18 protein-coding genes and 1 riboswitch are annotated in these 20,831 nt (G+C 49.0%); of the genes, 1 reads left to right on the top strand and 17 read right to left on the bottom strand.

Annotation, left to right across the window (positions count from 1 at the left end):
- Window positions 1-11: 11 nt before the first annotated feature.
- Together A1sIA79_RS02315 and A1sIA79_RS02310 are read right to left on the bottom strand one after the other, a co-directional pair.
- Window positions 12-200 carry a hypothetical protein gene (locus A1sIA79_RS02315; RefSeq protein ID WP_095674625.1) on the bottom strand — a complete coding sequence of 63 codons (189 nt, stop codon included), beginning with the start codon at window positions 198-200 and terminating at the stop codon, window positions 12-14.
- A 47-nt stretch (window positions 201-247) separates the two neighbouring features.
- Window positions 248-610, bottom strand: a complete 363-nt coding sequence (locus A1sIA79_RS02310; protein ID WP_150122979.1) for a hypothetical protein — start codon at window positions 608-610, stop codon at window positions 248-250.
- Between the two features lie 108 nt (window positions 611-718).
- On the opposite strand from A1sIA79_RS02310, the gene ppdK reads away from it, so the two are divergent.
- Window positions 719-3,433: a pyruvate, phosphate dikinase gene (gene ppdK, locus A1sIA79_RS02305; protein ID WP_095674623.1), complete on the top strand. Its 2,715-nt coding sequence runs from the start codon at window positions 719-721 to the stop codon at window positions 3,431-3,433.
- Window positions 3,434-3,466: 33 nt separating this feature from the next.
- Here the strand turns inward: ppdK and A1sIA79_RS02300 are convergent, their stop codons facing one another.
- From A1sIA79_RS02300 to A1sIA79_RS02230, 15 genes are all read right to left on the bottom strand, one after another.
- A complete protein-coding gene (locus A1sIA79_RS02300) occupies window positions 3,467-4,384 on the bottom strand; it encodes a hypothetical protein (protein WP_095674622.1) in 918 nt (305 codons plus the stop codon).
- Window positions 4,375-4,710 carry a metal-sulfur cluster assembly factor gene (locus tag A1sIA79_RS02295; RefSeq protein ID WP_095674621.1) on the bottom strand — a complete coding sequence of 112 codons (336 nt, stop codon included), beginning with the start codon at window positions 4,708-4,710 and terminating at the stop codon, window positions 4,375-4,377. Before A1sIA79_RS02295 ends, A1sIA79_RS02300 begins: the two co-directional genes overlap by 10 nt.
- A gap of 50 nt (window positions 4,711-4,760) precedes the next feature.
- Window positions 4,761-5,810 (bottom strand): amidohydrolase family protein, encoded by a 1,050-nt coding sequence (locus tag A1sIA79_RS02290; RefSeq protein ID WP_095674620.1) that lies wholly within the window; start codon window positions 5,808-5,810, stop codon window positions 4,761-4,763.
- A 131-nt stretch (window positions 5,811-5,941) separates the two neighbouring features.
- Window positions 5,942-7,015, bottom strand: a complete 1,074-nt coding sequence (locus A1sIA79_RS02285; protein WP_095674619.1) for an ABC transporter ATP-binding protein — start codon at window positions 7,013-7,015, stop codon at window positions 5,942-5,944.
- Between the two features lie 2 nt (window positions 7,016-7,017).
- Entirely contained in the window at window positions 7,018-8,097 is a 1,080-nt protein-coding gene (locus A1sIA79_RS02280; protein ID WP_223298183.1) for an ABC transporter ATP-binding protein, read from the bottom strand.
- A gap of 10 nt (window positions 8,098-8,107) precedes the next feature.
- A complete protein-coding gene (locus A1sIA79_RS02275; protein WP_095674618.1) occupies window positions 8,108-8,944 on the bottom strand; it encodes a carbohydrate ABC transporter permease in 837 nt (278 codons plus the stop codon).
- A gap of 3 nt (window positions 8,945-8,947) precedes the next feature.
- The gene (locus A1sIA79_RS02270) at window positions 8,948-9,772 is read right to left on the bottom strand and encodes a carbohydrate ABC transporter permease (RefSeq protein ID WP_223298371.1); all 825 of its coding nucleotides are present in this window, start codon (window positions 9,770-9,772) and stop codon (window positions 8,948-8,950) included.
- Between the two features lie 172 nt (window positions 9,773-9,944).
- Window positions 9,945-11,558 carry an ABC transporter substrate-binding protein gene (locus A1sIA79_RS02265; RefSeq protein WP_095674616.1) on the bottom strand — a complete coding sequence of 538 codons (1,614 nt, stop codon included), beginning with the start codon at window positions 11,556-11,558 and terminating at the stop codon, window positions 9,945-9,947.
- Between the two features lie 284 nt (window positions 11,559-11,842).
- Complete coding sequence (locus tag A1sIA79_RS02260) at window positions 11,843-12,817, bottom strand: quinone oxidoreductase family protein (RefSeq protein WP_095674615.1); 975 nt, start codon at window positions 12,815-12,817, stop codon at window positions 11,843-11,845.
- 87 nt (window positions 12,818-12,904) lie between these two features.
- Complete coding sequence (locus A1sIA79_RS02255) at window positions 12,905-13,957, bottom strand: NAD(P)-dependent alcohol dehydrogenase (protein WP_095674614.1); 1,053 nt, start codon at window positions 13,955-13,957, stop codon at window positions 12,905-12,907.
- Between the two features lie 92 nt (window positions 13,958-14,049).
- On the bottom strand, window positions 14,050-14,505 hold the full coding sequence (ribH, locus tag A1sIA79_RS02250; RefSeq protein ID WP_095674613.1) for a 6,7-dimethyl-8-ribityllumazine synthase: 456 nt from the start codon (window positions 14,503-14,505) through the stop codon (window positions 14,050-14,052).
- Complete coding sequence (ribB, locus tag A1sIA79_RS02245) at window positions 14,506-15,723, bottom strand: 3,4-dihydroxy-2-butanone-4-phosphate synthase (protein WP_223298370.1); 1,218 nt, start codon at window positions 15,721-15,723, stop codon at window positions 14,506-14,508.
- A complete protein-coding gene (locus A1sIA79_RS02240; RefSeq protein ID WP_095674612.1) occupies window positions 15,713-16,324 on the bottom strand; it encodes a riboflavin synthase in 612 nt (203 codons plus the stop codon). Before A1sIA79_RS02240 ends, ribB begins: the two co-directional genes overlap by 11 nt.
- Complete coding sequence (gene ribD / locus A1sIA79_RS02235) at window positions 16,325-17,323, bottom strand: bifunctional diaminohydroxyphosphoribosylaminopyrimidine deaminase/5-amino-6-(5-phosphoribosylamino)uracil reductase RibD (RefSeq protein ID WP_095674611.1); 999 nt, start codon at window positions 17,321-17,323, stop codon at window positions 16,325-16,327. It lies immediately after the preceding gene.
- 13 nt (window positions 17,324-17,336) lie between these two features.
- Window positions 17,337-17,464: riboswitch (FMN riboswitch) on the bottom strand.
- 524 nt (window positions 17,465-17,988) lie between these two features.
- Window positions 17,989-20,829 (bottom strand): vitamin B12-dependent ribonucleotide reductase, encoded by a 2,841-nt coding sequence (locus A1sIA79_RS02230; RefSeq protein ID WP_095674610.1) that lies wholly within the window; start codon window positions 20,827-20,829, stop codon window positions 17,989-17,991.
- Window positions 20,830-20,831: the final 2 nt, after the last annotated feature.

The following is a 20,831-nucleotide window of genomic DNA, read 5'->3' as shown; positions in this document are numbered from 1 at the left end:
TTAGGAGAGTTTTATTTGCCTTTTGCCATGCGAAAGAAGTAGTTAATGATGAAGGCAATTACATATCCAAGGGCACTGTTTACAATGATTGTCGTTGGATAGATGCTGGGCCAGAAGAGGGTGAATCCAAGAGCAATCAGGGCTCCGAGCCAGCCGAACTTAGCTGCCGCACGATGTCTAGAGATAACTTTTTTCGCCATGGCAAAATGATAATCGAAAATCGAAGGTAAAGGTAGGTGACTTATCCCTAATCCAGTGCCGAAATCCGAAGGGAAAAGGAACCGCTCTTAGAAAATATATTGATTGACGCTTCTGAATCCAGGATGCGCACCAGAGTTTGCGAGTGGGCATTTACCCAAGGCCCCGGGTAATCCCAACTCGTAATCTCCGGCCACGGATCAGGGGCCACTCTGGAACGAAAGAGCTCCACGACATCGTCTTCAAACTCTTCGGCAAGAAACTCGGCAATGACTCTCACATCGTGAGAAATTATCTCGGCCGTGACTACCTCACTTGTGGGTAGCGAGGCAGTTTTACGGGTGTGATGAACCTTCCGTCGCATTTCACTCAAGGCATCGGCGCTCAAGAGACAGCTGACCAACCCCTCCATCGCTTCCTCCTCAACTGGCGAATTCTGAGCGGACTCTACAACAGCAGGCTGCTTCTGGCATGTCAGGGCGTTGGGTCCCCCGTTTTGAAAAGCATGTATCATCCGTCCATGCCTGCAACGCCGCTGGTTTATCCGTTCACCTTCGGAGATCGCTCTATGGCCGATCTCCTCGGTGGCAAAGGTGCCAATTTATCCGAGATGACACGGATGGGTCTTCCGGTACCACCGGGATTTACCATCACCACCCAAGCTTGTCGAGAATTTCTGGCATCTGGCGTCATTCCATCTTCCCTCACTGGTGAAATCGAAAGCGCACTGCGCGAACTCGAGAAGATGCTTGATAAGAAATTTGGCGATCCGAAGAATCCACTCTTAGTTTCTGTTCGCTCTGGTGCAAAGTTTTCCATGCCAGGCATGATGGAGACTGTTCTCAATGTCGGCATGACTCCAGAAGTTGCCGAATCACTTGCAAAGCAAACTGGTGATGCCAAATTTGCCTGGGATTCCTACCGCCGCTTCATCGATATGTTCGGCCGCATCGTCTGCGACATTCCGCCGGCTGATTTCAAGAAAATTGAAGCTCGAATTCTTGAATCACATTCCGTAAATAGCATTCAAGAGTTAACTGTAGATGGCCTAAAAGCCCTATCACAGGCTCTCATTAGAGAGATTGAAGCCCAGACCGGTAAGGATTTTCCAACCGATCCACGCCAGCATCTGATTAGTTCTGTGGAAGCAGTTTTCCACTCTTGGAATTCAGAGCGCGCCCAGATTTATCGCCAACGTGAGCGCATTCCATCTGATCTAGGTACTGCGGTAAATATTCAATCAATGGTATTTGGAAATCTCAGTGATGATTCTGGAACAGGCGTTGCCTTCACCAGAAACCCAGCAACTGGTGAAAACGGTAGTTATGGCGATTATCTAGATCGCGCCCAAGGTGAAGATGTGGTTGCCGGTATCCGCAACACGATGACTTTAGTTGAGATGAATGAGCGCGAGCCAAAGGCTTTCCAAGAGCTAGAGCGAGTGATGTCACTTCTGGAAAATCACTACCGCGATCTATGCGATATCGAATTCACAGTAGAGCGCGGAAAACTCTGGATCCTTCAGACTCGCGTAGGAAAGCGCACCGCCGAAGCAGCATTTCGCGTTGCCCTACAACTTGTCGATGAAGGCAAGATTTCTATGGATGAAGCCCTCTCTAGAATCTCTGGTGAGCAGCTAGGTCACCTCATGTTCCCGCAATTTGATTTGGCCGGACAAGTGACAGAAATTGCCCGCGGCATCCCAGCCTCAGCAGGTGCGGCCGTCGGTGAAGTTGTCTTTGACTCAAGACGAGCATTTGATTTAGCACGCGCCGGCCACAAGGTAATTTTGGTAAGACGTGAAACCAGCCCTGATGATCTAGTGGGAATGGTTGCCTCTGAAGGAATTCTCACCAGTCGCGGTGGCAAGACTTCTCACGCAGCTGTGGTGGCTCGTGGAATGGGTAAGACAGCCATCTGTGGAACAGAGAGCATCTCAGTTGATGAGCGCGCTAACTTGTTTACCGTCGGTGCACTGACCGTTTATGAAGGTGAAGTTATCTCTATCGATGGCACAAGTGGCATCGTCTACTTAGGTGCCCTTCCAACGATCGCCTCCCCTGTTACCGCCTACCTAGAAGGCAAGCTTGATGCTAATTCGCCACAGGCAACTCCAGTTGTAAAGGCGGTGGACCGCATTTTGCAGCATGCAGATGCCTCACGTGTGCTGCGGGTTCGAACTAATGCTGATACCCCAGAAGATGCTGTGCGCGCCCGCATTCTCGGCGCCGAAGGTGTGGGGCTTTGCCGCACAGAACATATGTTCTTAGGACCACGCCGTGCCTATGTTGAGAGCCTGATTTTGGCTGAAAATGAAGAAGCACAACGTGGAATCATCGCCGAAATGGAACCACTACAACGTGGAGATTTCGTCGGCATCATGATGGCGATGTCTGGACTGCCAGTGACAATCCGACTTCTTGATCCACCACTCCATGAGTTCTTACCTAACATCGCAGAGCTCAGTGCTGAGATGGCGCGCGCGGAAGCACTCGGAGAAGAAATTTCTCCGCGCCAACAAGCAGTCTTTGCCGCAGTTAAGCGCCTGCATGAATCTAATCCAATGCTGGGTCTTCGTGGAGTTCGCCTTGGAATTTTGATTCCAGAACTATTTAAGATGCAGGTGCGAGCCCTTGTGCATGCCTGCCTTGAGGTTCGAAAGCTTGGCCATAACCCAATGCCTGAAATTATGGTTCCACTCGTTGCCACTCAGCGAGAACTTCTCTACTTGCGCAAGACGCTGGAAGAAGAAATTGCCAATACTCTTACCGGCACCGGACAACACTTCGATATTCCAATCGGCAGCATGATTGAGACACCTCGCGCTGCGATGACTGCCGGCAAGATCGCAGACCATGCCGACTTCTTCTCATTTGGAACAAATGACCTAACCCAGATGACTTGGGCCTTTAGCCGTGATGATGTGGAGTCCAGCTTCTTGCCGCGCTATCTAGATTTAGAGCTCGTGCCATTTAATCCATTTGAATCACTGGATCAAGATGGTGTGGGGCTGCTGGTGCGCATCGCCACCGAACAAGCTCGTGCGCACACCTCAGACTTTAAAATTGGTGTCTGCGGTGAACACGGTGGAGACCCACGCAGTATTCACTTCTTCCACTCACTGCACCTTGATTACGTCTCCTGCTCACCATTTAGAGTGCCGATAGCGCGCTTGGAATCAGGTAGAGCAGTGGTGCTAGCTAATATGGCGGGCCCAGCAAGTTCTAGTACCTGAGCCAACATTCTTTAAACGGCAAGTACCGAGTTTTTAATCTTCGGGACGAGTAAGACCGTTCTCTTTCCAGAAATTACGTCCTGGAATTCCCCACTCAAGGAAGAAATCTCCGACAGTTTTGCATAGCTCGCTATTCACACCGTTCACGGTCTCAATAATGGACTCCGAACGAGTGGCAGCATGCTCCATAAATCGCTTGAAATCTGCCGCATCTGCAAAGAGTGGATCTTCAGACTTTGGATTACGGATAGCTAATTGTTGATGGAGCGCTTCCCGAGCCTCTTCGCCTAAGAAGGTGATGCGAGGTCCCTCGCTTGTCTCAAACTGGAGAACAAGTGGATCGCTATATGGATTTTCCACAATATTTCCATCAATATCTAATGAGCCAGAATCCTTGACCTTAATCTTTTCCAGCTCTTCAAAATCAAGTCCGGTGCCGACCAGGCTGAGCATTAACAAACGCACGACCGGGTCAAAGTCACCCTTTTTGCTATTTGCAATATGTGGACGTGGCACGGTGGTGAACTGCTTAACCCAAGGAACATCTACTCCGTGAAATGCCCACCAGAGCTTTGGTCCCAAGATAAGGGCGGCGAGTTGGACTGAAGTGAGGTCCTGGTGCAGCTGTAAATACTTCTGGTTCAGTAGCTCTGCTGTCAGTGGATCAGCTTGGCCAGCCTTCAGGGCTGCCTCTAAATCTCCATCGCAGACCTCGCGCGCGAATCGATCAAGTGTTGTAACAGCGCTGCGGATCCAAATATCTGGTTTTCTGGTGCGCTCGGCGAGAATGCATGCAACGCGCATTACCGAAGGAATTTCTAAGAGTGAGAGTTCGCGGCGATTCTTAAGGCTTCTGCGCGCTACTTCATCTGCTGATAAATACTCAATAACTGATTCGGCTGTTTCATAGCCAGGAAAATAAGTACTGCCGGTTTCATACCTTATAGCCATGGTGGTGCATCCTTTGCAATCTCAACCTCATTGACCTTGGCAGCAATATCTTTTGCAATAAAGTGATCGCGAATTTCAACTGTGGCGCGTGTGACGCCTTCAACTTGTTCTACGCGACGTCGTATCTCTTTGCCGATTGAGATGGCGAAAGGGGAAGGGCAGAGAGGCGAGGTCAGGTGGTAACGGATAATCGCGTTACCACCCTCCCTCAGCTCTACTTCATCAATCATGCCTAGCTGAGCCATGGTCTTGCGGATTTCAGGATCGGGAACGCTACCTGCCGCAGTACGAATTTCTTCTTCGATACTCATGGATGTTGTAGACATGGCTTCTTTCTTTTTTAGTAACTATTAGTAACTAATTGGTCGCTTAAGAATTAAGCACCGACGTAGGAAGCCTTGTTCGCAAGGAATTCCTTACGGCGCTGGCTAAATTCATCGTTCTCAATCTTCTTGAGCTTTGCATCGGTGTCAATGCCGTATAGACGTGCGACGTTTCCACCGATGATCTTTGCCTTGATTTCAGGAGTTAGCTGAACGCCAAACTCATCAGCGATATCGTCTGGGATCTGGTATTCCATGAATTCATCAAGAATCCAGTGTGGGTACCAAATTGGGAAGTCTGTTCCCCAGATGATGCGGTCTTCGCCGAGCCAGAAGAGAAGGTTTGCCATCATTTCACCGAAGTAGCGAGGACGCTTGTGAATAAATGCGTTCGCAACTGCAAGTGATGCATACACGTTAGTTGAACGTGCAGCAATCCAGCAGAACTCATCCAAACGTGGAAGACCAATGTGATCCACAATGAAGTTAAGTTCTGGATAGAGTGATGATGGTTCGTCAATGTCATAGACGTCGAACTTCTCCATTGAAAGAGGCTCTACAGCAGGGCCCTTATGGAAGTGCATGTTCTTAACGCCCATTGCAATTGCTTCTTCATAGCAAGGGAATACAGCTGGATCATTTGCTTTCCAACCGCGTGATTCTCCGCGCCATTCAGCGGTGTACCACTTGAAGCCCTTCATGCCATCTTGCTCAACTTGTTCACGCATGTGACGAGTTGCGTTCTTATCGCGTGGATCTACTCCACCAAGTCCGATAAGACGCTCTGGTGCGCGAGCAACCATCTCAGCATTGCGCTTTGAGTTTGTAAATCCTGTGTGATAGAAATCCATCAATACCTGTGTAGAAAGAATAGCCATATCCATTTCACCACGTACGAACATGTGGTGGAGATACCAATCTGGATCTACCTTACGGAACTCTTTATCAAAGTCCATTGTCCATTTTGGATCTGGTGGATTAAAACCAGTCTGAAATGCATAAAATGTTTCAGCGAAAGCTAAACCATATTCATTTTTAATGTTCTCTTTGCTGGCATCCCAGAAACCGGTATGCGCATCAAGAACGAATTTTCCATCCTTCATGTGTTCCCTTTCTTCTTGCACACGAAATGTGTTTGGGAAAATGTAAGTGATAGCGATGCACTCCGCAAGGCGAAAATTAGGTGATTTGCAGCGCTCTATGGTTTGGAATGTAACAATCTGGTAACGAAGAGTTAGGCTAAATGCCCATCTTGGTAGAGCCAGGATTTCTCGGAAGGAAGTTTCAAAAACAGGTTCTTGCCAGCAGGCAACCCTTCGCTGCGCGGGATCTTTACCGAGATTGGTGAGCCCCCAGAGACACATTTAAGGACTCGGACGCTGCCTAGGTCATCATGGCCTAGTAGCTCTGCCTCAATTACATTCTCGCCCGCACCCGTTACAAGTGAAACGTATTCAGGGCGAATTCCCACTTCAATGGCCTTGCCTGTGAACGCCGTGTGGGCAGAGCTGGTCTTTAACTTTGTCGAACCAAAGTAAATCTCACTTGATTTAGCTTCCACCGGCAAGAAATTCATGGCTGGGGAGCCGATGAAGTTACCGACATACTTTGAATTAGGCTTTTCAAATAGCTGCTCTGGGGTTCCACGCTGGATTACTTCACCAAAGCTCATGACCAGCAACTCATCGGCAAAGGTCATCGCCTCATACTGATCGTGGGTCACATAGATAACGGTCAAGTTATTGATCTTATTAATAGCCTTGATCTTCTTACGTAGCTCAAACTTAGATTGTGGGTCAATCACTGTCAGCGGTTCATCCATTAGTAGCGCACTCACGTCATCGCGGACCAAACCACGCCCCAGTGAGATCAACTGCTTCTCATCGGCGCCGAGCTTTACGGCTGAGCGGCCCAACTTATCTGTGATCTCTAGGATCTCAGCAATCTCATGCACTCGCGCCTTAATCTTCTCGGGCTTCCAGCCGCGGCAGACCAATGGGAATGAGAGATTTTCAAATACCGACATAGATCTGTAAATGGTTGGGAATTGAAAGACTTGGGCAATATTTCGTTGCGCCGTAGGAATATCAGTAACATCTTGATCATCGAAAAGTAAACGGCCCTGGTGCGGGGTTACCAGACCTGAGATGGTGTTAAGAATGGTGGTCTTGCCGCAGCCAGAAGGACCGAGAAGGGCATAGGTCTTACCGGACTCCCAGACCATATCAAGGGGCTTAAGTGCCCAGGTTGATTGATCCTTATCCTTATTATAGGAATGCCCAATATTTGAGAGCGTAATTTTAGCCATCGTTACTCCCCTGCACTATCTGGTGAGACACAGAGCGCCCCATTAGTTTCGAATAGGAATAAGCGGTTGCCCGGGAGTTCAATCGAGATTGATTCACCGACTTTTACGTCGTGGATACCTTCCATTTGAAGAACTACTTCACCGGCTGGCGTATCAACATAGACCAGGGTCTCAGAACCAGAGACTTCTACCAAGGAGATGGTTCCCTTTTCCCCGCCAGATTTAGCACTGACAATGTCATTTGCCCGGATACCAACTTGATAATGGCCTTCTTTAAAGTTCTTCATCTTCGCTGGAATTGGTTGCGAATAACCATCACCAAAACGAATTTCTCCGGCAGAGAGTGAGACCGGCAAGATGCTCATTGGAGGATCGCTGATTACACGCGCCACTGTGGTCGACTGTGGCTGCTCATAGACCTCTGTTGGGCTGCCGTATTGAATGATTCGACCCTCGTGCATCACCAAGATCTCAGCGCCGAGAATGAGCGCCTCCGGAGGTTCGGTCGTGGCATAGATTGTTACTGCATCTTTTTGAGAATTAAATATTTCCTTAAATTCAACTCGAAGTTGTTCGCGTAGCTTGTAGTCAAGGTTCATCAGTGGCTCATCAAGTAACATGATGTGAGATTGACGAGATAGGGAACGAGCTAGCGCCACCCGCTGCTGCTGGCCACCTGATAGTTGTGCTGGTTTGCGATCAAGGTAGTCACTGAGCCCAACTTTATTGATCGAAGCAAGTGCGACTTCGCGCGCTTCTGACTTCTTAAGCCCTTTACGAAGGAGCGGGAACTCAACATTTTGCAGAACTGACTTGTTGGGATAGTTAATAAACTGCTGATAGACCACAGCAACATCGCGTTCCCAGATTGGCTTATCCTCAAAATCTTCACCATTCATGGTGATTTGACCGCTATCGATAGGCAAAAGCCCAGCGATGGCGCGCATCAGCGAGGTCTTGCCCGATGTAGTACGTCCAATCAGGATGTAGATACGGCCAGGCTTAAATTCAAAGGAGATATCGTCCAGGATCACGCCTTCTTTTTCGGTAGTTACCGAGACGTTTTTAAGTATTAAAGACACTTGATACCTTTCATCGAACAGCTCCGCCAAGGTTTCCACGAGATAAGAATCGTTCAATCACAAAGGCTAATCCGACCAACGGAATAATTGAGAAGACAGTAGAGGCGGCCAGGATCCAATAAGGCGTCACTGTGCCGTTCAGGGCGATGACAGCAACCGGCAAGGTAAGCACCTTTGTTGCGGTCAGTGTGAGTGCGAAGAAGATATCGTTCCAGCCAAAGATGACGCAGAACATGCCAGCCACAGTCAGACCTGGCTTAGATAGCGGCAGGATGGTTCTAAAGAAAGCCTGGATTGGATTACATCCTTCTAACATCGCCATCTCATCGATTTCGCGTGGAAGTGCGTTAAAGAAATCAACCATCAACCAGACCACAATCGGCATCAAGCCAGAAGTAAGAACCAGGATTAATCCGAGGTGGGTATCAAGTAACTTAAGCTCTTTGAGCAAGAGGAAGAATGGAATAGCAAGAACTACCGGCGGCATGATGCGCTGGGAGACGAAGAAGAAGATGATGTCAGCGTTGCTGTAGTTCTTCCAGCCGTAGGTGAAGCGAGAGAGTCCGTAGGCGGCCAATGATCCGAAGATTAGTGAGATTGCGGTAGCACCTGCGGTGACGATAAAGCTGTTTAACGTTGGTGTCAGCAGATTTGTCAGTGAATCTGGACCAGGAAGGATTGCTTTCCAACCAATCAGACTTGGTTGAAACTCCAAGAATGGAATAAAGGTTGCGCCATTTACTACGGCAGACTCTGGCTTAAAGCTAGTCGTGATCGCCCACATGATTGGGAAGAGAACGAAGAGGCTCCAGATAGTGATGAAGGTTGCCTTTAAGACTTTATACATCAGTTAGATCCCCCGAGGCTTCGATAGACGGGCAAAGACTTTTCCGATAATAGTCAGCGTCAAGATTGCGAGAATCAAATACATCAGTGCCAGGGTGGAACCGTAGGCAATCTGGAAATCCTGCAAACTGCGCTGGAAGATATAGGCCGCTGGTGTTTCAGTTGCATTTCCAGGACCACCTCGCGTCATAGTAAAGACGGAGTCGAAGATCTTTGAGGCATCAATTAAACGAATCATGATTGCACCAATACTGATTGGCGCCATCATTGGGAAAGTCACCCGCGCAAATGTCTTCCACGCACTAGCGCCATCAATTGCCGCTGCCATAAATGGTTCTTTCGGCAAGCTAAGAAGTCCGGCCAAAAGAATCAAGAACATAAATGGAGTCCACTGCCAGACTTCGACGATAGTGATTGCAATGTTCGCGGGTCCACTTTCGGTGAGCCAGTTAACTGGACTGAGGCCAACACGGGTGAGAAGTCCATTGAGTGCACCAATATCTTCGGTGAAGATCGAACGCCAGATGATTGCCATAAGTGATGGTGTTGTCATCATTGGAACCAACCAGAGAACTCGGTAGAAGCGGCGCGCTGCTATTCCTTTCCAAGCGAAGAGCGCGATGGCAAAGCCGAGGACATACTGAATTGCTACTGTTAAAAATGAGAGATAGAAAAGTCTAAGTAGTGAGCCCCAATAACGGGTGTCACGGACCATCTCGCCCCAGTTTTCCCCACCAATAAAATTAAGTCCTGATTGAGAAACGTTCCAGCTTGAAAAAGTCACACGAATCGTGAAGAGAAGCGGGAAGATAATAATTGCGATAAGCAAGAGCAAGCCTGGAAGAAGAAAGAACCGTGGGTAACCTTTTTTCACTGAGATCCTGCTCCACTTCTGCCCGCTAATTAAGGGGCAATAAAACCATTACCCGGGTCATTATGCAAAACTCATGGGTGTCGCGCGGCCAAAAAATCTGACCGCGCGACACCTTCGAACGAGTTACTTACTTGATGTTATCTTCAAGCGCAATTACGTTCTGGTATGCAGACTTCACCTTAGTGATACCTACACGCTTTGTAATTGCATTCCACTCTTTAGCAGCCTCATCGAGTGCCTTTTGTGGTGTTGCTTGACCTGCAAGGGCCTTTGCAACTGCATTTTCCATAGCTGTCATGTAGTCAGAAACGCCAGGAACGCGGAGGTCGAACACACGGTTGGTGTTCTTCTCGTAGTTCTGCATTGTTCCGAGCCATGAATCTACTGCTGGCTTGCCCCAGTTCATTTCCTTTACCCAGAAGTCAGATGTGAAGTCTTCTGTACGTGAAGGGTTTACGCCCATGTCACCGATGGTGAGATCGAGCTTGTGGTTCGCCTTATTTGCCCAGAAGCAGAGGTAATCAAATGCCATCGCCTTTGAAGGTGATGCAGCTGTTACTGCTGATGACCAACCCCATGCGATGTATGGCGCGTAGTTGACTCCACCCTTAGGTGTATCCCACTTCTTTGTCACACGGTTCCAGACTTTTTCAGCTCCTGGAAGAGGTGCAGCCTTTACCTTGTTCTTGATTGGGCTTGTTGGCTCATTTGACTTTGACCATGCATCATCCCATGTGTAAGAAAGAAGTGAATCTCCACGTCCAAAGGATTCAATTTCCTTTGAAAGGTCGAAGTTCTTTCCACCGACTGGCATGAACTTGGTTGCTTCAACGAAGTCAGTTAGACCAGCAACGAAGCCTGGGTTGTTGACCTGTGGAACCATGTTTTCATCGAACCAGAATCCACCCTTAACGTTTGGATTCTTTGCATATGGTGCAACGCGGTCGATAAATGCACCGAACATGAGGCCACCCTTTTGAGTGATTTCTGTTGTTCCAGTGAACTTAACTCCTGCTGGCTGACCTGCTGCCTTGTAGCCATTGAATGTCTTTGCGTGAAGGTTGTATTCCTTCCATGTCTTTGGAACTGCAAGCTCTTTGCCAGTCTTTGACTTGTAGAAAGCCTTGGCTGCTGCATTCTCGTAGACATCTGTACGGTACTTGAGGAAGTGACGATCAGCGTCGATACCGAAGAGCTTGGTCTCGCCATCCCACTTGTAAAGTTCCTTGTAAAGAGGTGTAAGGGTTGCAAGTGAACCTTTGCCCTTGGTTACTGAATCTGGAACCTTTGCGTAGTAAGAGTGGAAATCACCAATCTGGTATGAACCATTGAATACAACGTCGTACTGGTTTGTATCTGTCTGGTATGAACGAAGCTGCTTAGCGTAGAGGTCACCGAATGAGACGTGCTCAACTTCAACTTTTCCACCTGTTAGCTCTTCGAACTGCTTAGCGTGAAGCGCTGTTGGCTTACCCATGTTAGGGATCGCGTGAGTGAGGACACGAAGAGTCTTACCTGAGTAATCCTTCTTTGATGTCTCATACCAAGAGCAAGCGTCATCTCCATCAGCTGTGGTTGCAACATTTGCGTACTCAGCACCGTATGCCTTGTATGAAACTTCTTGGCCTGGTGTACGAGTAAGAGTGCCACCTGCTGATGCAGGTGCAATTACTACTACTGATGCAGCAAGCGCAATTGGAAGCGCTACGGCAAGTAGAGTCTTTACTTTCTTTGTGAACATAAAATTCCTTTCAGGAATATTTCTTGAGAGTGTTGTTTAAAACTCATCTGAAGATAATCAGATGAAATTTCGCTTCCAAGTTTCACAAGCTTCTCCCCGAGATTTCCCCCGAAGTTCCCTCGCAACTTTTGCAGCATCCGAATATTACGCAGAATTCATATTTTGGGTAGTTTGAAATCGTGAGGAATGATCATCGGCTATCACCCTGTAACGCTTGTGCAGTGGCCTTTATAACGGTTTGGTAACACGATTTCTATAACAATTTGATAACACGGCAGCTTGCGCTAGGGAACGAGGATGAGCTTGCCGCTGGTCTTGCCGCTAGCTAAATCATCATGCGCCTTATGCGCATCGCCCAGGGCGTAGCGCTTATCGATGCGCACCGTTAACTTGCCTTTGAGTAATAAATCAAAGATCGCATCGCAGCGCCCCTTAAATTCGGCGGCATCTGCCACGTAATGGGCAAGTGTTGGCCTGGTAAGAAAGAGAGAGCCAGAAGAATTCAATCGCATAATTTCAAATGGTGGAACCGCGCCACTTGCTGCGCCAAAGAGCACCATCATGCCCCGGGGTTTTAGACAAAGTAGTGATTGATCAAAAGTTTTTGCACCCACTCCGTCATAGACCACATCGACTCCACGGCCACCGGTAATTTTCTTTACTTCGGCAACGAAATCTTCTTTGTCATAGCGAATCACATGTTGCACACCTAGTGCTCGAACAGTTGCTTCCTTGGCTTCGGTGGATGTCGTACCAATGACGGTTCCACCTTTAAGAAGAATTAATTGTGCAATCAAACTTCCGGTGCCGCCAGCGGCAGCATGCACAAGTGCGATATCCCCTGCCTTAATTTCATAAGTGGAGTTGGTGAGGTAATGGCCAGTAATTCCCTGCAACATAAATGCCGCAACCTCTTCTAACTCAAGGCCCGACGGAACGATTGCCGCTTTCGCCTCCTCCACGATTGCATATTCGGCGTAACTTCCCAGCGCCCAGGTCCAGGCAACGCGATCGCCAACTTTGATTGTCCTAACATCGCTACCTACTGCTTCGACAACTCCAGCGCCTTCCATACCTGGGGTGTAAGGCACCTTCATGCCATAAACGGGATTTCCATTTCGTTGATAGATATCTACGAAATTAACTCCAGCGGCTGCCACCTTAACCAATAGCTGGGTACCTGTAGGGGTAGGGGTAGGTGCATCTACCAATTGCAAAGTCTCGGAGCCACCGAACTGCGCGATTTCAATCTTTTTCACTGGCAGTTCATCTCCTTCGATGAGGTGGTCTTCCGAGACTTTACAAGGTATTACTTAGAACTTCTTTAGGGTTTCTTAACTTTGATATTAAGGAACCAGAATTGCGCGACCCTTAACCTTGCCAGCGTTGAGATCATGTAGCGCCTGATCGGCATCCTTGAGCGCATACTCCACGGTTGATAGGTGAACTAATCCACGCTCAGCCAAGGACATGAGCTCGTTGAGATCAGCCCATGTTCCGACCAAGTTACCGACGATATTGCGCTCAGTTGTAATGAGATCGAGCGCTGAAATCTGGATATCTTCACCGTAACCAACGATGTAGTAGTTACCAAGTGCGCGAGTCATTGCTAGACCCTTCTTGATTGAACCCTTCTCGCCCACGAAGTCGATGACCGCTTCCGCGCCGAAGCCCTTTGTCAGCTGCAGAACAGCTTCCACTTCATTGCCATCAGCCTTAATGACGTGATCGGCACCGCTCTCTTTTGCCAACTTCAGCGCCATATCTGACATGTCGACCACAATAATTTCGGCGGCGCACATTGCCTTCAAGCATTGAATACCAATATGTCCAAGTCCACCTGCGCCGATGGCCACAACAAACTGGCCTGGCAAAAGTGTGCGAGATGCTTTCTTAGCAACGTGATAGGCGGTAAGTCCAGCATCTGCGTACGCTGCAACTGCCTTAGGAGCGAGTGACTTAGGAAGGGCGACAATGTTACGAACGCTGGTGACTAGTGCTTCAGCGTAGCCACCGTTCTCACTTACGCCAGGAAATGTTCCAGTGCCGTGCATATCTTCACCGCGGCGGTGCTCAATTTCAAAACCAGAAGATAGCCGTGGGTGCAAAATTACTGGATCACCTTTTTTAAGGCCAACAACTTCGGAACCAACTTCTTCCACCCAGCCAGCGTTCTCATGGCCCATGATGTATGGAAGTAGGGTCTTGCCATCTGGATCCATACGTGAACGCCATTGACCTTCAATCACGTGCAAGTCGGTGCGGCAGACGCCAGCGCCACCAATCTTTACCAGCACATCTGTTGGCTTAGTAATCTTTGGATCTGGAACATCCTCATATGTGACCCAGTTACTTGCAGTAAGAGACTCGTCGTATTTATGAAGTACTGATGCTTTCATTGTTCCTTTTCCTTTTCCTAAAAGTTTTCCCGCCGTGGGGACGCAAATGTAGGCTCCGCACGAAGAAATTTCAAGCGGTGACGCCTTTTGCGCTAGAGCGTAAGCAGTGTCAGCGCTGCAATAGCGCTGTCGTATCCCTTATCTTCTTTGCTGCCTGGGCGCCCCGAGCGCGCAATAGCTTGCTCGAGGTTTTCACACATGAGCACACCGTAACCAATCGGCTTTGACCATTTTAATTGCACATCAATCACACCTTGGGTGACACCTTGGCAGACATAATCAAAGTGTGGGGTTTCACCTTTAAGTACTAGCCCCACCGCAACGACTGCGTCATATCCCTTTTCAAGCATCTTCTGGGCGGCCAACGGAATCTCAAAAGAACCTGGGACATAGATGGTCTTAATCTTCTTCACCTGGGCCGCTTCCAGCGCACGGGTGGCACCGGCGATTAGATCATTACAAATATCTAGATGCCAGGAGGAAGAGATGATGGCCACCTTTGCCTTGGGTAGTTGTGGAACTGTGATTGCAGGTGCGTTACCGGCCATTTATTTACTCCCTTGGGTGCGCCTATGTCCAAGGCGATCGCGCTTAGTAGATAGGTACTTCTCGTTATATTCATTACTTTCAATAGCAAGGGAGACCTGCTCGCAGGTGATTCCACATTCTGTGACCGCAGCTATCTTCTCTGGGTTATTGGTGAGTAACTTCACTGAGCTCACCTTGAGGTTTTTTAAGATTGCAATCGCCTCAGACCAATCACGAGAATCGATGACATGGCCCAGCTCTAAATTGGCATCGACTGTGTCCAGCCCCTGATCTTGCAAGGTATAGGACTTAAGTTTTTCAGTCAGCCCAATGCCACGACCTTCGTGATCGCGCATATAGATAATGTATCCGCAGCCATAGGCTTCAATGGCGGCAATTGCGGCATCTAGCTGTTGTCCACAATCACAGCGCTGTGAGTGCACCACATCGCCGGTGAAACATTCCGAGTGAATGCGCACCATCGGCACTTTAACTTCTCGGCCATAGCGCATCACTACTTGTTCGCGGTGCTTGAGTGATGGATAAGTTGCAATCTCCCACTCAGCGTTTCGCAACTGAACCTTGACCCATTCAAAATCATAAGCCGGATAGTTCACTAGCGTTGGCACATGCTCTAACTTGATCTGGTATTCATAGATATCGGCTATTGAGACGATTGGAATCTGGTGCTCGTGTGCAAAATCAAGTAGCTCTTGTCCGCGCGCCATCGAACCATCTGCTGCCACAATTTCTGAAAGTAGCGCCGCCGGATAGGAGCCGGTGAGTTCGGCAAGTGCCACACCGGCTTCGGTATGTCCCTTACGCGCAGCTAGCCCTTCGCTATGTGCAATCAGTGGAAAAATATGTCCGGGGCGAATGAAATCTGTTGGTAGTGATCTGGCGCTACCCAGTGCGCGAATTGTTGCGGTGCGCTCTTGCGCGCTGACTCCAGTAGTGATTCCTTGGGCCAGATCAACTGAGACGGTAAAGGCGGTCTTTCGCACATCTTGGTTCTGTTCGACCATATAAGGAAGGTGCAAACGACGCGCTTGCTCGCTAGTAATTGCAACACAGAGAATGCCGGTTGTGTGGCGCACCATGAAGGCAGTTTTCTCAGCCGTTGCATACTCGGCCAACATAATGAGGTCGCCTTCATTTTCGCGCTCGTGATCATCTACAACAATGATCATCTCACCGCGTCTAAATCGATCTAGGCTATCGGCAAAGTTAATTTCCACCGGCAACACCTTTCTTCAGTAGTCGCTCGACATACTTGGCCAAAACATCTACTTCCACGTTTACAAGTCCGCCAGCTTTCTTTGCGGACAAGTTTGTCTTGGCTAGCGTCTCTGGAATCAGCCAGACGCTCACGCCATTAGTTGCATCATCGAGTGCACCCACCGTCAGTGACACACCATCGAGTGTGATCGAGCCTTGGGCAACTACATACTTCATTAATTCTGCTGGCACCGTGAGATCTAACTGTGCCCATTTTTCACCAGGAGTCAGCGCAACGACGGTGGCCACACCATCGACATGCCCCTGCACAATATGTCCGCCTATGCGCATATCAAGCCGGGCCGCCAGCTCTAGGTTCACAGGTGAACCCACTTGTACTTGCGAAAGTGATGTCAGCTTCAGTGTCTGCACCATGACATCTGCGGTGAAGCTATCACCGGTGATTGAAGTAGCGGTCAGACACACACCGTTTACGGAAATTGAGTCGCCAAGGCCAAGGCCGGCTACTGACTGTGGTGCGGTGATAGTAAAGATGGCAGAGCTTTCACCGCGAGTAATGCCTTGCACGGTGCCAAGTTCTGTAATAAGTCCAGTAAACATTTAGCGCCCCTTCACAATTCGGTAATGGGATTTAGTATCGCCACCAAATTGCGCAGCTGATATCAGCTCCAGGCCGATGTGATCTGCCAGCGTGGAAATACCGAGATGGTTGACAAATTCTTTGCCAGCGCCAAGTAGCTTAGGTGCCTGATAGATAATGAGTTCATCGATATTTCCAGTTGCCATCAGGGCAGAGCCCAGTGTGGGACCTGCTTCAACTAATACTTGGTTAAATCCTTCATCGCTTAACACCTTCATCAGCTCTGGAATCGACTTTGATTTCACAGTAATGGTGCGTGCTTGCTCATCAAAAACATTGTGGGTAGGTGGCACCACTTGTTCTCCGCACACAATGCGCACTGGACGAGCGGTGTGGCCGCGAGGAACTAAATGAGGGTTATCAATGATTGCGGTATTTGTTCCAATCACAATGGCATCAGATTGCGCGCGCATCACCTGCACGTCATCCCTAGACTCTGGCCCACTAATCCATTGTGATGTGCCATCACTTGCCGCCACTTTGCTATCAAGTGTCATAGCAACTTTCCAGATCATCAGCGGGCGACCTAGTAATTGCTTAGTCAGCCATGCTCGTTGGATGAATTCCAGTTCGGCACTCTTTTGATGTTTCACCGTGATACCGGCAGCGGTGAGAAGCTGCGCTCCCCCGGCCGCAATCGGGTTGGGATCAGTAATGGCATAAATAACTTGTGAGATTCCGGCATCAATAATTGCCTGCGCACAGGGCGGAGTTGTTCCGGTATGAGCACATGGCTCAAGTGAAATAACCATCGTGGCACCGCGCGCTGCAGCCCCTGCTTTTTTGAGTGCAACAACTTCGGCGTGATCGGCAGATTGCGCGCGGTTATGAAAACCATCGGCAATGAGTTTTCCGTCAGCGCTATAAATAGCAGCTGCAACATTTGGGTTGGGGTATGTGCCACCCAAGCCAGCATGGCTGAGCGAGCATAGATGCGCGTAGGCGTCATCGATAAACATGGTGCACCGATTCCGCTGTTATCTCTCATCCGGACTTTAACCGTCGGTCTCAGAGTTTCACTGAGTCAACCGCCCACTGGATGTGTGCGGGTCGCGGACTATAACCGCCGGTTCGAAATTACATCGACCCCGATAACAACACCGTAATTCTAGCGCCTTTCGACTTTTACACAGAACCCCAGGAATCCACAGACCCCTGGGGAACCGCATTTGCTCGAGCCACAAATCACTACCTTGCGCACGCTTCAACTTCTTTCGCTCTGTTCGGATCCGTCATTTATGACTTCCCCAACAGAGTTTCCCGCGATGAGCGGGTGAGAAAGGAGGTTCTATGAAAGTAATTGAACTGCTCTCGGTGCTGATTGCGGCTTGCGATCTGATGCTCCAATTATTGGAATATCAGAGGGCTCGACGTGACGGCGACGAGCCCTTCGATACTTCGTAGTCCGAAGCCGAAGAGCCGCTTTGGATATTTTCCTTAGCGGTTTCTTCGTTTCTCATAGTAAGACTGTAAGAGAGATTGATGAATTATCTGGTGAAGAAGAATTGGGTTTTCAAAGAGAAATCCCCCAACCTGTAACCAAGTCGAGGGATTTTCTTACTCTGCGTAATGCAAAAGCCCCGCTGATTTCTCAACGGGGCTTTTGAACGGGGTTGGACAAGAATTAACTGCAACCAGATGTGTTTCCGCATCCTTCGCATACAAAGCAAGCACCTGACATACGCATCTTGACTCCACATGTCATACAGAGCGGTGCATCAGATTTGATTCCCATTGACTCTAGGAGATCAGATGATGAACCGATTGTTTGAACAGGTGTTGAGGCAACTGGTGCTGCTTCAATCTTTACCGCTACCGGCTTTGGCGCTTCAGCTTTTACAGCCGCAGGAGCCGCCACAGCCGCAGGTGCTTTTGGGGTATCAGCACTCGCAATTGGTGCGTATTCGCCACCGTTATCAAGGGCTGCTGCCCGCTCTGATGCGGTGTAGAGACCCATTGCTGAACGTTGTTCAAATGGCAGGTAATCAAGTGCCAAGCGACGGAAGATGTAATCCATCATGGATTGCGCCATGCGAATATCTGCATCATCTGTCATGCCAGCTGGCTCGAAGCGAAGGTTGGTGAACTTCTCAACGAATGTCTCTAGTGGAACTCCGTATTGAAGTCCGATAGATACTGCGATTGAGAATGCATCCATGACACCGGCAAGAGTTGATCCTTGCTTACCGAGCTTGAGGAATACCTCACCGAGTGCGCCATCGGCGTATGCACCAGCGGTCATGTAACCCTCGGCGCCTCCGACTGAGAACGATGTTGTTGTTGATGGACGTGACTTAGGAAGACGCTTACGAACTGGTTCAGCAACTGCCTCCAGTGGTGCATCCTTCTTCTTCGCCTTGCCATCAGAAAGTGGCTGACCGACTTTGCAGTTATCGCGATAGATGGCGAGTGCTTTAATGCCCATCTTCCATGCTTGGAAGTGAACTTCTTCCACTTCTTCCACAGTTGCTTCCTCTGGCAGGTTCACTGTCTTTGAGATAGCACCTGATAGGAATGGCTGGCAGGCAGCCATCATGCGCACGTGGCCCATTGGAGCAATTGAGCGCGCACCGAGTGCGCAGTCAAATACTTCATAGTGCTCCGGCTTAAGCCCTGGTGCATCAATGACGTGACCATTTGCGGCAATGAATTCAACGATCGCTTCGATCGTCTCATCTGTGTAGCCAAGCTTGCGAAGTGCTGCTGGAACGGTCTGGTTCACAATCTGCATGGAACCGCCGCCAACGAGCTTCTTAAACTTAACCAGTGAGAAGTCAGGTTCGATACCTGTTGTATCGCAATCCATCATCAGACCAATTGTTCCAGTTGGTGCAAGAACTGAGATCTGCGCATTGCGCCATCCGTTCTTATCACCGGTTGCAAGACATGCATCCCATGCTTTGTTCGCTTCGGTCCAGACATCGATATCGAGTGTGGTCTCTTGCTTAGCTGCAGATGATGCTGCAGCATGCTTGCGCATGACGCGAGTGTGGGCAGATGCATTACGGGCAAAGCCATCGTATGGCCCAACAATGCCAGCAAGTTCTGCTGAACGCTTGTAGGTAATACCAGTTAGAAGTGAAGTGATGGAACCAGCAAGTGCGCGGCCACCTTCTGAGTCATAGGCAAGACCTGATGCCATAAGAAGCGCGCCAAGGTTTGCATAACCGATTCCGAGCTGGCGGTAGGCGCGAGTGGTCTCACCAATTGGCGCTGTTGGGAAGTCTGCGAAACAAATTGAAATATCCATCGCAGTGATGATCATCTCGGAAGCTTTTCCAAATGTCTTAGCATCAAATGAACCATCTGATTTAAGGAACTTCATCAAGTTCAGGGAAGCCAAGTTACATGATGAGTTATCTAGTGACATGTACTCAGAGCAAGGGTTTGACGCGTTAATGCGACCTGTCTCTGGGTTGGTATGCCAATCATTGATGGTGTCATCAAATTGAATTCCCGGATCAGCACATGCCCATGCGGCTTCGGCAATCTTGGTAAAGAGTGCGCGCGCATCTACGGTTTCAATTACTTCACCAGTGGAGCGGCCAACTAAACCAAACTGCTCGCCCTTTTCTACAGCGCTCATGAATTTATCGGAAAGGCGCACTGAGTTATTTGCATTCTGATATTGAACCGAGATGATGTCTTTTCCACCCAAGTCCATATCAAAGCCGGCATCGCGTAGGGCGCGAATCTTCTGCTCTTCTGAAACCTTGGTCTCGATAAATTCTTCGATATCTGGGTGATCCACATCTAGGACAACCATCTTGGCTGCACGACGGGTAGCGCCACCAGATTTGATTGTTCCAGCAGAGGCATCAGCACCGCGCATAAATGAGACGGGACCAGATGCGGTTCCACCTGACTTCAATAGTTCCTTTGATGAACGAATACGGGAAAGGTTAAGACCAGCACCAGAGCCACCCTTAAAGATCATTCCTTCTTCGCGATACCAGTTAAGAATTGATTCCATCGTGTCATCAACAGACAAGATAAAGCAGGCAGAAACTTGCTGCGGGGAGGCAGTTCCTACGTTAAACCAGACTGGGGAGTTAAATGAGAAGATCTGATGCAAGAGCATGTAGGTAAGTTCGTGCTCGAAAATTGTTGCATCTTTCTCAGTTGCAAAGTATCCGTACTCTTTTCCAGCTTTTGTATATGTTAAAACTACGCGATCAATAACTTGCTTAAGAGACCATTCACGATTCTCAGCACCGACTGCTCCGCGGAAGTACTTGGTCGTTACGATAGTTGAAGCATTTACTGACCAGAAGTCTGCAAACTCAACACCGCGTTGTTCGAAAACAACTTCGCCTGTCTTCCAATTCTGTTGAACAACATCGCGGCGATCCCATGTGACCTGGTCATATGGGTGAAGGCCTTCTGTTGTGTAAATACGATCGATAGTAAGACCTTTGCCTGTCTTAAACTTCGATGCTGGTCGGTTGATGACCGTCTCTGACATGT

Origin of the sequence: Candidatus Planktophila versatilis (assembly GCF_002288105.1) — a bacterium.
Taxonomy (GTDB): Bacteria; Actinomycetota; Actinomycetes; order Nanopelagicales; family Nanopelagicaceae; genus Planktophila; species Planktophila versatilis.
Note: the sequence above shows the minus strand (reverse complement) of the source record. Positions and strands in the feature narration are given on the sequence as shown.